The sequence below is a fragment of the uncultured Roseibium sp. genome (assembly GCF_947499295.1).
In the GTDB taxonomy this organism is placed as follows: Bacteria; Pseudomonadota; Alphaproteobacteria; order Rhizobiales; family Stappiaceae; genus Roseibium.
Window position 1 is genome coordinate 98,411 of the sequence record NZ_CANMNP010000014.1, and the last position, 14,613, is coordinate 113,023.

Sequence of the window (14,613 nt, forward strand, 5' to 3'; positions counted from 1 at the left end):
ACGCGCAGGCCGTCTCAATAGGAACAACGAAAAAAAAGCGATCATGTCGGCTCAATTCATGGCTGAAAATCACAAGACTGCCTGCTTGGTTAATAAGAGCTTTACCATGTGGGCGATAGGGTCATCTCAAAGTTATGCGTAACGACTGCGGATCCTTGATGACTGCCAGCCCAAATGCCTATCAGCGCGGAGCATGCCTGCCGAGCTCCAATCCGTTTCAACGCCTTGCAGAACTGCTGGAAGGCGAGTCACCTGGTCTTGACCCAATCATCATGACCATTGGTGAGCCACAGCATGCAATTCCGGATTTCACCGGCGAAGTCTTGTCCAAGAATCTCGCCGGTTTTCGAAGATATCCGCCGATCAAGGGATCGCCTGAATTCCGTCAGGCCATCGCCGCCTGGCTCGACAAGCGCTATTCGCTTGGTGGCATGGTTGACGCGGAGCACGGTGTCTTGCCGCTGAACGGTTCGCGCGAAGGCCTTTCATTTGGCGCAATCGCGGCACGAGATCAGTTGGACAAGGGTCTCGACCATCCCGCCGTTATTCTGCCCAACCCGTTTTACCAGACTTATGCTGCAGCTGCCCATGTTGCCGACGGGGAAGCCATTTTGCTTGACGCAGTTCCCGGCAACAACTTTCTGCCTGATCTCGACAGCCTGGACACGGAGTTACTCGACAGAACCGTCGCTTTTTATGTTGCCTCGCCGACCAATCCGGAAGGCTTTGTCGCTGACATTGCCTATTGGCAGCGGTTGATCGGGATGGCGCGCAAGCACCGGTTCTACATCTTCGCGGATGAGTGCTATTCAGAAATTTATCGGGAGACACCACCCCCAGGTATTCTGGAAGCCGCCAAGGCCATGGGCACCGATTTTGCAAATATCATTGTGCTGAATTCCCTGTCCAAGCGCTCTAATTTGGCAGGGCTGCGCTGCGGCTTTGCCGCTGGTGATCCCGTTTTTCTGGAAAAATGGTCGAGATTTCGGGGCCTCGCCGCTCCTCAGGTACCTCTGCCTGCGCAAGCAGTGGCTGTCAGAGCCTATCAGGACGAGGCGCATGTCGTTGAGAACCGTCGGCTCTACAACGAAAAATTCAAGGCCGCTGAGCGCCACCTTGGCCCAATCCTTGGAAAGGTCACGCCGGAAGCCGGGTTCTTCTTGTGGCTTGACGTGTCCAGGTGGGGAGATGGTGTCGCTGTCACCCGATCCTTGTGGACCGATATCGGTGTGAAAGTCGTGCCCGGCAGCTATCTCGCCTCCGATCAATCCGACGGCAGCAACCCGGGACGCCACTACATTCGGGTTGGACTGACGGCATCGCTGGAACAGACCGAAATCGCCCTTGAACGATTTGCAAACTGGTTGGGAGACAAGTCATGAGACGGGCCGGTGCAGTTCGCGGAAACGGCCGCCGGACAGCGGCAGACCTGCTGGATACGGAAAGTCCGCTCAAGCGCTTCCTTCGGCGCAATCTCGTGGGCGCGTCTGGCCTTGGCATCATTGCACTCGCAGCCATGCTGGCGGCGAGCCTTGCAACCTGGTCGGTTGCCGATCCAAGCCTGAACCACGCAACCGAAGGTCCCGTACGCAATGCCCTCGGTGCACCGGGCGCCGTCATCTCCGACATCCTGATGCAGACCATCGGCCTGGCAACGGCCGTTTTCCTGGTTCCGCTCGTCCTGTGGGGCTGGCGCTTGATGACAGGTCACACGCTCGGCATCGGCAGAAGGCGGCTCTTGTACTGGTTCATTGGTTCTGGCCTTGCCGCAGGCGCTCTAGCAGCACTTCCGGTGCCTGAAAGCTGGCCGCTCCCCACTGGGCTGGGCGGGTTCCTTGGCGACACCGTCCATAACTTTCCGGCCCTGATCACCGGGAACATGACCAGCGGCGCGGCCACTATTGTCGGCGGCCTTGGCCTTGGCGTTCCGGCCATATTGTTCCTGCTTGCTGCTGCCGGGTGGCTCGGTTCCATAGGTCAGCCAAAGGAACGCGTCGAGCCGACAGCAGCTCCGTCCGGTCACGGCCGCGCTATTGAAGACGAGCTGGGCCTCGATGATGATGAAAGTGAATCCCGCCTTGGTATGATGGCAACAGCCTTTGTCGGGCAAATGGAACATTGGCGCATGTCGGCAGGTGCGCATCTTCGCCGCCTGACAGGCCTCAAACGATCACGGCCTGAGCCGGATGACGAGGACTGGGATGAAGACGAGGACGACATCGATTATGGGCCGGAAGAAGACCATCGGGGTGGCCGTCTGAGTGTCTTCAAACGCGCCCTCAGGGGCCGTTTGATGCCACAGGATGACGACGGTCTCGATGAATTTTACGACCGCGGTCGTGGCGGCGACGATTTCGACCATGACGACGCTTATCAGGAACCGCCCTTCGAAGACGAGGGTGAGAGTTTTGCGCCTGACGATCTCCTGATCGACAAGGGACCCGTTACCGGGCGCCCTGCTGTTCCTGTTGGCATCGCTGCGCCGGAACAGCCACCGGCCCCCTCGCAGCAATCGGGTCAGCATGCGCAAGCAGCAGCTCAGGCGGGACGGGTCATTCCGGCCGCGCCACGTCCGAAACAGAGCAAGCGTGCGATTGATGAAGCACAGCCGTCCTTCCTTGGGGCACCGGAGGAGTACGAGCTGCCGCCGTTGCGCCTGCTTGAAGAACCCAAAGTCGCCGGCAAAGTGCCGGGACTTTCGGCCGATGCTTTGGAACAAAATGCGCGTATCCTTGAAGGTGTCCTGGAAGACTTCGGTGTTCGTGGGGAAATCATCGAGGTTCGCCCCGGTCCGGTCGTCACATTGTATGAGCTGGAACCGGCGCCTGGCATCAAATCGTCCCGCGTGATTGGTCTTGCCGATGACATCGCTCGCTCCATGAGCGCGATCTCGGCGCGTGTAGCCGTCATTCCCGGCAAGAACGCGATCGGTATCGAGCTTCCGAACGCGCGGCGTGAAACCGTTTATCTGCGCGAACTTCTGGCCGCGCAGGACTTCGAAAAGTCCAAGTCGAAACTTGCATTGGCGCTCGGCAAGACAATCAACGGTGAAAGTGTTGTGGCCGATCTGGCGCGCATGCCGCACTTGCTTGTGGCCGGTACGACGGGCTCCGGAAAGTCGGTCTCCATCAACACAATGATCCTGTCGCTGCTCTACCGGCTGACGCCGGACCAGTGCAAAATGATCATGATCGATCCAAAGATGCTGGAGCTGTCCATCTATGACGGCATCCCGCATTTGTTGACGCCGGTTGTCACCGATCCGAACAAAGCCGTTGTTGCTCTGAAGTGGACCGTCCGGGAAATGGAGGACCGCTACAAGAAGATGTCCAAGATGGGCGTCCGGAACATCGACGGCTATAATACCCGCATCAAGCAGGCACTGGAAAAGGGCGAAAGCTTCACGCGAACGGTTCAAACCGGTTTTGACCGTGAAACCGGGCAGCCGATCTACGAGGAAGAGGAACTTCCGCTTGAGGCCATGCCTTATATCGTCGTCGTCGTAGACGAGATGGCCGACCTCATGATGGTCGCGGGCAAAGATATCGAAGGCGCGATCCAACGCCTTGCCCAGATGGCCCGCGCCGCCGGAATCCATCTGATCATGGCGACTCAGCGACCGTCTGTCGACGTCATTACCGGGACGATCAAGGCCAACTTCCCGACCCGGATTTCCTTCCAGGTAACATCCAAGATCGACAGCCGTACGATCCTGGGTGAAATGGGTGCAGAACAGCTGCTTGGCATGGGCGATATGCTGTTCATGGCTGGCGGCGGCCGCATTCAGCGTGTCCATGGCCCGTTTGTTTCCGATGGTGAAGTTGAAGATATTGTGAAACATCTGAAAGTTCAGGGCACGCCACAATACCTGGAGGCTGTTACCGAAGAGGAAGATGCGAGCGACGGTTCTTATGATGGTGGCGGCGGCCTTGCAGGCGGCGGCGAAGGCAACGAGCTCTATGACAAGGCTGTTGCCATTGTGCTGCGGGATAAGAAAGCCTCAACGTCCTATGTCCAGAGACGTCTTTCAATCGGTTACAATCGGGCGGCATCTTTGATTGAACGCATGGAACAAGAAGGCGTGATTAGCGCGGCCAATCATGCCGGAAAACGCGAAATTCTGGTACAAAACGGCGTGGAAGACGAGTTTTGATTGCCAAACGCCAAAGCTTTGCCACACACTGACCCTAGCTACTGGTCCGAGTGTCACGGCACAAACGATTAGGATTGAAAACCATGCTGAACCGTTTCGCCCATCGCTTTGTCAAACCACTGGTCCGCGTGGCCCTGGCAGGCGTTCTCACGGTGACGGCCCTTTTGCCCGCTCAAGCCTTGAGCGAGAAAGAAAAGACAACCCTTGAGGAACTGAACACCTACTTCAATGCCGTGAAGACGATGCATGGAGACTTTATCCAGTTCGGTCCCGATGGCAGCCAGTCCGACGGCAAGTTCTATATGGCGCGACCCGGCAAGGTACGGTTTTACTACAACAAGCCGTCCGTTCTGGACATCGTTGCGGACGGCAAATCGGTCTCTGTTCGTGACCGCAAACTGAACACCCAGGACATCTGGCCACTTGGCCAGACCCCACTACGGTTCCTCTTGTCAGACAGCATCGACCTGCAACGGGACACCAATGTTACCAATGTTTTGGTGGAAGAAGACCTCGTCACCGTAACAATCTTCGACAAGACCAAGTTCAACTCCGGCACATTGACGCTGATTTTCGACGCGGAGGACTTTGCGCTGAAGCAGTGGACGGTCACCGACCAGCAAGGCTACGACACGTCTGTCGCGGTCTATAATGTTGTTTCCAACGGACCGACCAACCCTGACCTCTTCAAGATCGACTATCTGGCCAACGCCCGTCAGAACAAAAACTGACCGCAACGGCGGAAGATGCCTTGGACGAAAAATTGGCAAAATCCGCCGGCTCCTCAGATCAGGCAATCGTCTTTCAGTTACTTGAAACCTATTGCGCTGAAAAGGGACTGCGACTGACAGCCGGTGATCCTTATGGACATGCAGGACTGATCGAAGGGCCCTTGGGAGAAAAACGCTTTTTCAAAGGTTGCCGCTTCGACATTAACAGTTATGGCGCAGCCGAAATTGCAAAAGACAAGGCCTATGCCTGCCGATTCTTGGAGCGGGCGGGACTGGCCACTCCGGCAAGTCTCTTTGTTCCCGCCGAAAGTTTTGGCGCTGGCGCTGAGTTGTCAGTGGATGTCCATCGGTTCGCAGACGCGACCGGCTATCCGGTGTTCGTTAAACCGAACGAGGGTCAGGAAGGCCGCGACGTTGTAAAGGCAGCTACGAGCGGTGAACTGTTGACCGCCCTTCAAGAACTCTCGACACGGCACCCGGCTTTGCTCGTGCAAGAAGCTGTGCCGGGAACAGACTTGCGGGTTCTTGTTCTTGACGGCGAGATCCTGCTTGCGTTTAAGCGTTTCAAACCGGCCGTGACCGGAGACGGCAGCAGGAGCGTGGCGGACCTGATCAACGATCAAACGAAGCTCGACAAGTCCGACCCACGCATCCCGGTCGAATTGGCACAGCAAGGTTTGACATTGGATACGGTTCCGGAAATAGGGCAAACTGCCAGCCTTCTGCCGGTTTGCAATCTGTCATCCGGTGGGACAGCACATCTGATCACCAACAGCCTGACACCTGAACTTGTTTCAACTGCCTTGCGGGCCGCAGAAGCTCTCCACCTGCGCCATGCCGGCATCGATTTGATCGTTCCGGACGAACACAGCGGTGATAAAGCTGCCGTTGTTCTCGAGATCAACGCAGCACCTGGTCTCAGCAATCTCCATCGGCAGGGCCAAGTGGAGGCAGAAGCGGCGACCTCAACCTATCGAAAGGTTTTTGAGGCAATGCTGACGTTCTAAGAAGAAATTCGCCCGCAGCCACCCTCCACTTCTTTATGTGATGACCTATTCCGCAGCGGCTCCACAGCAGGAACATCCGCTGGAGCCATAGTGCTTTTCACGAGACGTTTTCCCGATCCCGGGATTGAAACTGTTTGTCGGATCAAGTGTCTGATAGTGCGAGGCCAAAGCAGGCTTGGCTTCGTACAGATGGCCGACATTGTGCTCGGCCGGATACTCCGCACCACGTTTGTCGAGAAGTTCAAGCATGCGTTTCTTCAACGCAGATGGGTCGCACCCCTTTTTGACCACATAGTCCTGATGAAGAACATGACAGAGGAAGTGGCCGTAGTAGAGTTTGGCTTCCAATTGGTCCTCAATCTCCGCAGGCAAGGTCTCGTACCAGTCCGGATCATTCCGCCGAAGGGCAATATCAAGCGCCAGAATGTCTTCGCAGTCTTTCGGATGCACCGCACCGTAGCGGACGGCTGCACCTGCTGCCGCGAACCGGTGCAACATCGCCTTGCCGGCCTCCTTGTCGTCGCACAGGAACCAGCCATGCAAGCCGACGGTCTCATTTAGAATTGCTTCAGTCAGAGCCGCGGTTTCACCTGACACTTTCAGGATCAGATGGTGTTCAAACCGATCACGGTACTGCAGCATTCTTTTGGGCAATGCTTCCGGCGCCAGGCGTGAAAACAGCTGCATCATTCTGTCTGTCAGGTTTTTTGGCAAAAAGGGAAACTTGTTCAACCGGGCATCCATTGCCCCCTTGAGAGCAAAGAAGAAAGGCAACCTGTCGGTTCCAAGCCAGTGGATCATCAACACCGTATCTTTGCCGTAGCGGTGCGCGACATCAAAGCACTCCCGGTGAAGATACTCACCACTGACAGGCAGTTCAGGCAATTCGGTCAGCAATCGGCGTCGCAGCTCGGAGAGTTCCGCAGTCTCGTTTGTGCCGATGTAAAAGACCTTTTCGCCTGTTTCGATGGGAAATGTGTCCAGACGTACGGCGAACACCGCCACTTTGCCCGCAGAACCTGACGCTTCGTAGAGGCCTGACGGGTCGGCGTTGTACCGTGCCGGTGTTGCCGCATCCACATCACGGACACGGCTTCCATAACTTTCGTCGGAGGCACGCCCGGCGTCCGCGTGCACACAAGCTGGGTCAATCTCGCCCGTGTCGAGGTGGCCAAGGATTTCCTCTGGTGTTCGCCCCAGATCGATGCCCAGGTGATTGACGAGCTGCAATTCCCCTGTATCGCTGATCTGCGCGAAAAGTGACAGTTCGGTGTAAACCGGACCACGGCGGACCAGAGCACCGCCGGAATTGTTACAGACACCGCCGATAATCGACGCACCGATACAGGAAGACCCAATCACGGAATGCGGTTGCCGGCCATAAGGCTTGAGCTGTTTCTCAAGATTGAACAGGGTCCCGCCCGGATGACTGATGATCTGTTGCCCATTTTGAAGAATATGCAATTTGTCGAGGCGCAGCGTCGAAATGATCACAACGTCGCGGTTATATTGGCCTTTAGGTGTCGACCCTTCGGTCAAACCGGTATTGGCGGCCTGCATGATGACGATGCAATCAGCAGCGACAGCCACCTGAAGCACCGACCACATTTCAACCAGCGTTCCGGGAACAACGACGGCAATCGCCTCGCCTTCTCCCGACCTGAAACCTTTCCGGTAACGTTCGGTCTTTTGGGGCTCTGTCAGACAATGGCGGTTGCCGACAATCTTTTTCAGTTTCTGGATCAGATCATCTTTGCTCATGTCGAGCCTCATCGAGGTAAGGAAGTGGGCCCAGTCACCGGGCCCGCTTCATTGTCAGTATGCGACTGATGGCAGCCACGTCGCGAGCGCAGGCCACATGAAGACCAGAGCCAGGCCGAAGAGCTGCAACAGCACGAAGGGTATGATGCCTTTATAGATGTCGGTCAGCTTGATCCCCTCCGGGCAGACTCCTTTAAGGTAGAAGAGAGAGAATCCGACCGGCGGTGTCAGGAACGAAGTCTGCAATGTGACCGCCACCAGGATCACGAACCAGACGAGAGCAGGCTCATCCATCGCACCGAATCCTGGAATATCCAGACCCAGTCCATTGACGATCGGGCGCATGAGCGGCAGCACGATCAATGTGATTTCGATCCAGTCGAGTACAAAACCCAGCAGGAAGACAATGCAGAGAATGAAGATCACGGTGCCGCTTGGGCCGAGACCCGTTGAAGAAACCATGCTTTCAATCAGCTCATCTCCGCCCAGCTCACGCAACACGAAGGAAAACACTGTCGCGCCAAGAAAGATCGCAAAGATATAGGCGGTGGTGTTGAAAGTCGCCTTGAGCACGTTCCAGGTTTTGGTGAAAGTCAGCTTGCGGTAGGCAAGTGCAAGAAGGGTCGCCCCGATCGCCCCGATGCCTGACGCTTCGGTTGGTGTGCAAATACCGGCGAAAATTGAACCGAGCACGGCAAAGATCAGCGCCAACGGCGGGATAAGGGCGACAAAGATATCCTTGATCGCCGCCCAGTCGGGTGAACGCGCGCCGTCAGGAGCTGGAGCAGCCTTCGGATTGAGCAGCGCAAGGCCGAAAATATAGAGCAGGTAGATCGCTCCGAGCAGCATTCCCGGAATTGCAGCCGCCATGAAGAGGTCCCCAACCGAAAGCGCCATCTGGTCCGCCATGATGACAAGCATGATCGAAGGCGGGATCAGAATACCCAGCGTGCCGGACGCGGCAACAACACCGGTTGAGAGGGTCTTTGAATAGCGATGCTGCATCATGGCCGGAAGGGACAGAACGCCGAGAAGAACCACCGAAGCGCCGACGATACCAGTTGATGCCGCGAGGATAATGCCGATCAGCGTGACGGTGATGGCGAGCCCTCCGCGCACGGTTCCGAAGAGGCGGGTCATCGACGTCATCAACCGTTCGGCTACACCACTTTCGTCTAGCATAAGGCCCATGAAAATAAACATCGGCAGCGCCACCAGAACCGCATTCGACATGACCGCGTAAACACGGTTCACGACGGCACCGAGGGTCAGGTAATCAAGACCGGTGAAAGTGTCCTCAAGACCGGTCCAGGCCATGTTGCCCATGTCGAACTGATAGGCGAGGCCGCAAAAAATCATGCCGGTTCCGGCCAGGGTCCACGCAATCGGAAATCCGGTGAACAACAACCCGACAAAGCTCATGAACATGGCTATGACGAGCATTTCTTCCGTTGTTTCAACCAGCGTCGACAAACCGGCCGTGATAAGGGTGAAAATACCGATCAGCACCAAAAGGCGCGTGAAACCGCCACCTTGCCGCTCGCTTGGGTCGGCAACGAAAATGGCGTGAACGTCGTGCAAAAGGCGCGCGGTGGCGGCAATACCCAGAAGCACGAAACTGATGGGAATGATGGCCTTGAACGCCCAGCGGTAAGCGAGGCCGGTGGCCGAGGACGACCGTTCGTTGACACGGTAACTTTCAACGAAATAATCGAACCCCTGATCGATCATCAGCCAAATGAAGGGTGCAAGCAGAAACAGGATTCCCAGAATTTCTACGACGCGTTGTGCACGCCGTGACAACTGCATATGCAGCAGGTCAACTCGAACGTGACTGTCGGTCGTCAGCGCATAAGAGACGCCGACCATGGTCACGAGACCGTAGAAGTGCCATTGCAGTTCGTCGAGCTTTGGAAAATTCAGATTGAAGGCATAACGCAGGACGACCTGGGTGACGATGGCTGCAATCAGGGCAAGGTTCGCCAACATGACGACGTGGCCGGTTACTTTCACAAAATTGTCGATCGCCACGGCAAGACCAAAACGATCCTGATCCTCGTGCTCCGTTACCGCCTCGTAGGTCTCGGCGAGATCGCCCTGGTAATTGACATTCGTGCTCATCGCACCTCTCCTCCTCAAGTCAGCCGCAGCTCACCCGTGGGCGCTCCTCGTTGCGCCAGAAACTCGATTGGCTAAAAACACTGTGGCCGCGCCCGGCAAGCCGGGCACGGCAAATGCCGGATCAGAAGCGCGGCAAGAACGCGTTCTTTTCCCAAAGGTCGTAGTTCGACCGGAACTGGCTGAGGTCGGCATAAACTTCAGCGAAGTACTCGTTGTTGGCACTTTCTTCAGCCGCAACCTCTTCCCAGGTATCCCGGAAAGTCTGCAGCATCTCCGGGCTCCACTTGCGGATTTCAACGCCGTTTTCTTCTACGTTGCGCTTCAGAGCGTCGAACTGCAGGGCTTCACCTTCAGCAAAGCTGTCGGCCATGGACGCCTTGCAGGCTTCTGCCAGAATGTGCTGGTGCTGTTCAGAGGCCTCGTTCCAGACATCCTTGTTGATGAGAAGCTCAAAAACAGTGGCCTGCTGATGCCAGCCTGGAAAGTAATTGTACTTGGCCACCTTGTGGAAGCCGAGGCGCTGGTCGATGGCTGGCATGGAGAACTCGGTCGCGTCGATTGCACCCTTCTCAAGTGCCGGGAAAATTTCACCACCAGGCAGGAGCGACGTGGCAACTCCAAGTTTCTCCATCACCTTGCCGCCAAGACCGAAGAAACGCATCTTCAGGCCCTTGAGATCCTCGGTGGAATTGATTTCCTTCGAAAACCAGCCGGATGTTTCCGGAGCGATGACGGCGCACGGCAGAACCTTCACGTTGTAACCGGCTTCGTCATACATGCGCTGATAAAGATCCAGGCCGTTGCCGTAATAGATCCAGGCCATGTATTCGCCTGCTTCAGGACCGAACGGAATGGCCGAAAAGAGCGGCGCAGCCGGGATCTTCCCAGCCCAATATCCGGCTGTGGTGTAGCCAGCGTTGATTTTACCGGAGGACACCGCGTCCAGAATTTCAAATGCCGGCACCAGTTTGCCAGGCTCGTAGACTTTCATGCGCAGCGTTCCACCGGACATGATTTCAACCTCTTCGGCAACGCGCGGGATCGGCGTGCCGAGGCTCGGAAGCTCGGTCGAAAACGCTACCGGTACTTTCAGCAGCAGTTTGTCGGCGGCAATGGCGGGCTGGGCAGCAAGGCCGGCGGCTAGAATAAGGCCGGTCAAAAATTTGGTCATCGTAACTCCTCCACAAGACCGAGACAGCGACATTCAAGCAGCTGCCCCGCAACTAAGACACAGAGGTAAATAAAATTATCCACTTAATCAGTCAACAATTTTATTTACCTCTTATCATGCATCGTGCCAATCCATTCTCAGATTGAACCCATAAGAAACTGAATCTTGTTGGGTTTTTTGGCTCTATCAGGAAAAACACTTGCTATTGAGGTAAACCAATATTACCTCTGCTAACGGAGGTGCCGCATGAATGATCTCAACAGTCTGTTCGAGCCGATAGCTGCGGAGTCAGTGGTTGACCTGGTAGCGAACCAGATCGAAAACCTGATCGTCCAGGGCATCCTTCCTGAAGGCGCTCGATTGCCGTCAGAACGGGAATTGTCGGAAAAATTCGACGTTTCGCGTCCCAAGGTTCGCGATGCACTCAAGCGGCTGGAGGAACTTGGACTGCTTCATGTCCGTCACGGTGAGGGCACTTTCGTCGCTCAGCTCTCCGGACAGGCCATGACACCCGCGCTCATCGATCTTTATGCTCGGCACGGCATGGCGTTTTACGACTATCTTGAATATCGCAAAGAGCAGGAGGCCTTTGCCACGCGCCTGGCGGCTGAGCGCAGCACTCCCTCTGACAAGGCGGCAGTCGCCGAGATCATCGAAGAGTTGAAACAAGCCCATGAAGCGGGTGACCTGGACACTTCGGAACAGGCGGATGTTCGCCTGCATACCGCGATCGTGAATGCCAGCCACAATGCCATGCTGATCCACATGATGCGGTCCATCTATGATCTCACTCAGCGCGGCGTCTTTTACAATCGCCGCTATCTACGCACTGTCGACGGCTCCGGCGACCTGCTTTTGCAACAACATATTCGCATTGCAGATGCCGTGATGTCTGGAGACCCGGGTGAAGCTGAGGCCGCCGCGCGTGATCACCTCGATTTCGTCGAAATGTCCTTCCGCATCGGCGAAGAGCGCGAGCGCCGCGAAGCCTTCGCCAAAAAGCGCAAGCTGGCATTGGAGACCACTGCGGCATCACCTGCACAGGCAAATAGCAGGCCATCCAAATAGGCGGCGCCAATGAAAAAGGCGGACACAGGATGTCCGCCTTCTCGTGATTTTTGCAAGGTCATTCAGGGCCTTAAGACGAAAAGCCGAGGCTCTTCTGTTTCGACCTCGCCTCAGGCAGCTGCCACTCTGGCAAGGAAGTCGTCGACAACGACTTTCAGCCGGCTTGCATGGTCGGCCACCTCATTTGAGGCCGCTTCCACCTGTCCTGCCGACTGAGCTGCCTCAGCAACAGCATTCATGACGCCGGAGATACTGCTCGCAACACCCTGAGTTCCCTCAGCCGCTTCGCGCACATTCTGGGAGATCATGGAAGTCGAAGCGTCCTGCTCCTCTACGGCAGCAGCAATGGCCGAGGTGGTCTCGTCCGCCTGCTCCATCGTATCCCGGATTTCCTGGATCGCGGTCACACTCTCCGTCGTTGCGCTTTGGATTGCCTCGATTTGCGTCGCGATTTCTTCCGTTGCATTCGAGGTCTGAGTGGCGAGTTCCTTGACCTCTGCGGCGACGACCGCAAAGCCTTTACCTGACTCGCCAGCCCTTGCGGCCTCGATGGTCGCATTGAGCGCCAGCAGATTGGTCTGCTCAGCGATTGCGCGGATCAAAGTTACAACTTCACCGATCCGGCTGGCGGCTTCCGCCAGTTCAGAGACTTTGCTGGTCGTGGTCCGGGCACTTGCCGAAGCACCGGTAACGATCTCTGTAGCCCGGGCAACCTGCTCGCCGATTTCTGCAATTGAACCGGCAAGTTGCTCGGTCGCAGCGGCAACCGATCCGACATTTTCAGAGGCTGCAGCAGAGCTGCTTTCCGCCTCGGAGGCCTGAGCCGTCGTCTCGCTTGAGATCTGGCTCAGGACCTGCGCAGTTGACTGCATCTGCTCCATATTACCGGTGACAGTGCTGAGCACGGTTTCGATTTCATTGCGGAAATCCGTAATCAGATGTTCGATGGTATTCTGGCGATCCTGTTGCGCATCCTGTTCGGACCTTGCCACAGCTTCCAGATTGTTGCGTTCGACGGCATTCTCCTTGAAGATCTCCATCGCCTGCGCCAGGTCGCCGATTTCATCGCGGCGGGCAGTTCCGGCAACCTCGACGTCTAGTTGACCGTCTGCGAGAGCGCGCGTGGTATCGACGAGCCCCAGTAGCGGCCGAACCATGCCCCGATCGACAACAAAGACACCGATTGCGCCGGCGATGACGAGGCTTGCCAGTCCAACAGCAATCAGGGCCATGGAACCATTTTCAAACAGTTTGTTGATGCGAGTGGCCGCAACATCGACAGCTGCGATTTCCATTTCGATGAGGGACGCAACGGAACGTCCAATACGCTCCACTGCATAGAACATCTCGTTGACTTGAGCATTCGATTCCGCTGTGCTCTTCAACTCTTCCAGATGGTCTCTCAATAATCCGTTTTCTGGATCGCCATAGGCGAGCAGTTCGGTCAACTGGGCTTTGATTTCCTCAGAGTTCAGGCCTTCAAAGCCGTCGCGCATGTGCTTGGCGTCTGCCGTGACCTTTTCCTGAATGGGAACCAGCATTGCCGGGTCGTCGGTCAAACCACCTTGAACCAGAGTTGCTACAAACTTGTTGGCAAAGGCCTGTGCTTCCAGCGTACTTTTCAGCTGACCTACCTGATTGTTCAGGAGATCGGAAATGATGGCAGAGTTTTCCTCAACCGCTGTCTCGGTGTCTATGGTCAGGGTGAAGAGCTGATCGTCAATCTGCATGATAAGCGCATCGTCGATGGCTTTCTGCAGTCCGATAGCTTCATTCAACGTGGCCTTTTGCTGACCGATGCTGAGGGAATTCGTGCCGCGTTTCTCCAGCGTCGTCGCAGCCAGGGTCCGAAGTTGATCGAGTTCGTCGTCAGCGCCGGTGCTCAAATCCAAAGCGCTCAGTTCGCCCTGATATTGATCGATCTTCGCCTTGGTTGCGATGATCTTGTCCTCAAACAAGGTCATCAATGCCTTGTCGTCGACAAACGCAACTGTTTCGGCAAGGCCGACAAGCAGGTTCACTTCAGCACGGAGTTCCAGATAAAGTCTCAGCTTGCCCATTTCGTCATTTGCAAGGCTGTTGACCAGGGATTTGCTTTGTTCTGCGGCATCTTCACCGCCCAGAACCACAGTGAAATAAGCATCGTCCACAATGGGTGTGATCGCATTATGGACACCGTCATAGGCTTTGAAAAGAGCCGCCATGCGGGCGTCTTTTGCTTCTCTTGCCGCGATCTTTTCCTTGGTCGCGAGGTCCAGAACACCCAAAGTCTGCTGGAAGGTCTGGCTTTGGGAAAACAGTTCGTCGACGATTGTCCGGTTGGCGTCGGATTTTACGAACTTCGCCTCGATGCCTTCAATGACCGATACAGACTTTTCGAGTGCCTGAAAGGACACTTCCTGGGACTGAAGCGTGACGCTGTTGGCGACGGCAGCGGCCGCCGTGGCGACTTCCGTACTTGTCAGCGCAAGTTGAGCAGCATTTTCAATGGAAGGGAGGCGCTGTTCGGAAAGTTCCGCAAAGCCGCTCTCCACCCTTTGAAACGAGAACAGACCGATCCCGATTGCGGTTGCCGTCAAGAGAACAAGCCCGGCAAATGCG

General features: G+C 56.1%; 9 protein-coding genes. 5 read left to right on the forward strand and 4 right to left on the reverse strand.

What is annotated here, in order from left to right; translation table 11 throughout:
• The first annotated feature begins 158 nt into the window (after positions 1-158).
• The 4 genes from Q0835_RS20265 to Q0835_RS20280 all read left to right on the forward strand — a co-directional run bounded on the left by Q0835_RS20265 (position 159) and on the right by Q0835_RS20280 (position 5,891).
• Entirely contained in the window at positions 159-1,382 is a 1,224-nt protein-coding gene (locus Q0835_RS20265; RefSeq protein ID WP_298963952.1) for an aminotransferase class I/II-fold pyridoxal phosphate-dependent enzyme, read from the forward strand.
• Entirely contained in the window at positions 1,379-4,153 is a 2,775-nt protein-coding gene (locus tag Q0835_RS20270) for a DNA translocase FtsK (RefSeq protein ID WP_298963953.1), read from the forward strand. The genes Q0835_RS20265 and Q0835_RS20270 overlap by 4 nt, the downstream gene beginning before the upstream one ends.
• An 83-nt stretch (positions 4,154-4,236) precedes the next feature.
• Positions 4,237-4,884, forward strand: a complete 648-nt coding sequence (locus Q0835_RS20275; protein WP_298816923.1) for an outer-membrane lipoprotein carrier protein LolA — start codon at positions 4,237-4,239, stop codon at positions 4,882-4,884.
• 20 nt (positions 4,885-4,904) lie between these two features.
• Complete coding sequence (locus Q0835_RS20280; RefSeq protein WP_298963954.1) at positions 4,905-5,891, forward strand: ATP-grasp domain-containing protein; 987 nt, start codon at positions 4,905-4,907, stop codon at positions 5,889-5,891.
• Positions 5,892-5,936: 45 nt separating this feature from the next.
• On the opposite strand, the gene dld is transcribed toward Q0835_RS20280, so the two are convergent.
• The 3 genes from dld to Q0835_RS20295 form a co-directional block, all read right to left on the reverse strand.
• The gene (gene dld / locus Q0835_RS20285; RefSeq protein ID WP_298963955.1) at positions 5,937-7,652 is read right to left on the reverse strand and encodes a D-lactate dehydrogenase; all 1,716 of its coding nucleotides are present in this window, start codon (positions 7,650-7,652) and stop codon (positions 5,937-5,939) included.
• Between the two features lie 54 nt (positions 7,653-7,706).
• Complete coding sequence (locus tag Q0835_RS20290; RefSeq protein ID WP_298963956.1) at positions 7,707-9,773, reverse strand: TRAP transporter large permease subunit; 2,067 nt, start codon at positions 9,771-9,773, stop codon at positions 7,707-7,709.
• A gap of 121 nt (positions 9,774-9,894) precedes the next feature.
• Positions 9,895-10,944 carry a TRAP transporter substrate-binding protein gene (locus Q0835_RS20295; RefSeq protein WP_298816914.1) on the reverse strand — a complete coding sequence of 350 codons (1,050 nt, stop codon included), beginning with the start codon at positions 10,942-10,944 and terminating at the stop codon, positions 9,895-9,897.
• Positions 10,945-11,190: 246 nt separating this feature from the next.
• Here Q0835_RS20295 and Q0835_RS20300 point away from each other — a divergent pair, with 246 nt between their 5' ends.
• A complete protein-coding gene (locus Q0835_RS20300; protein ID WP_298963958.1) occupies positions 11,191-12,012 on the forward strand; it encodes a FadR/GntR family transcriptional regulator in 822 nt (273 codons plus the stop codon).
• A gap of 110 nt (positions 12,013-12,122) precedes the next feature.
• On the opposite strand, the gene Q0835_RS20305 is transcribed toward Q0835_RS20300, so the two are convergent.
• Positions 12,123-14,591 carry a methyl-accepting chemotaxis protein gene (locus Q0835_RS20305; protein WP_298816910.1) on the reverse strand — a complete coding sequence of 823 codons (2,469 nt, stop codon included), beginning with the start codon at positions 14,589-14,591 and terminating at the stop codon, positions 12,123-12,125.
• Positions 14,592-14,613 lie beyond the last annotated feature (22 nt).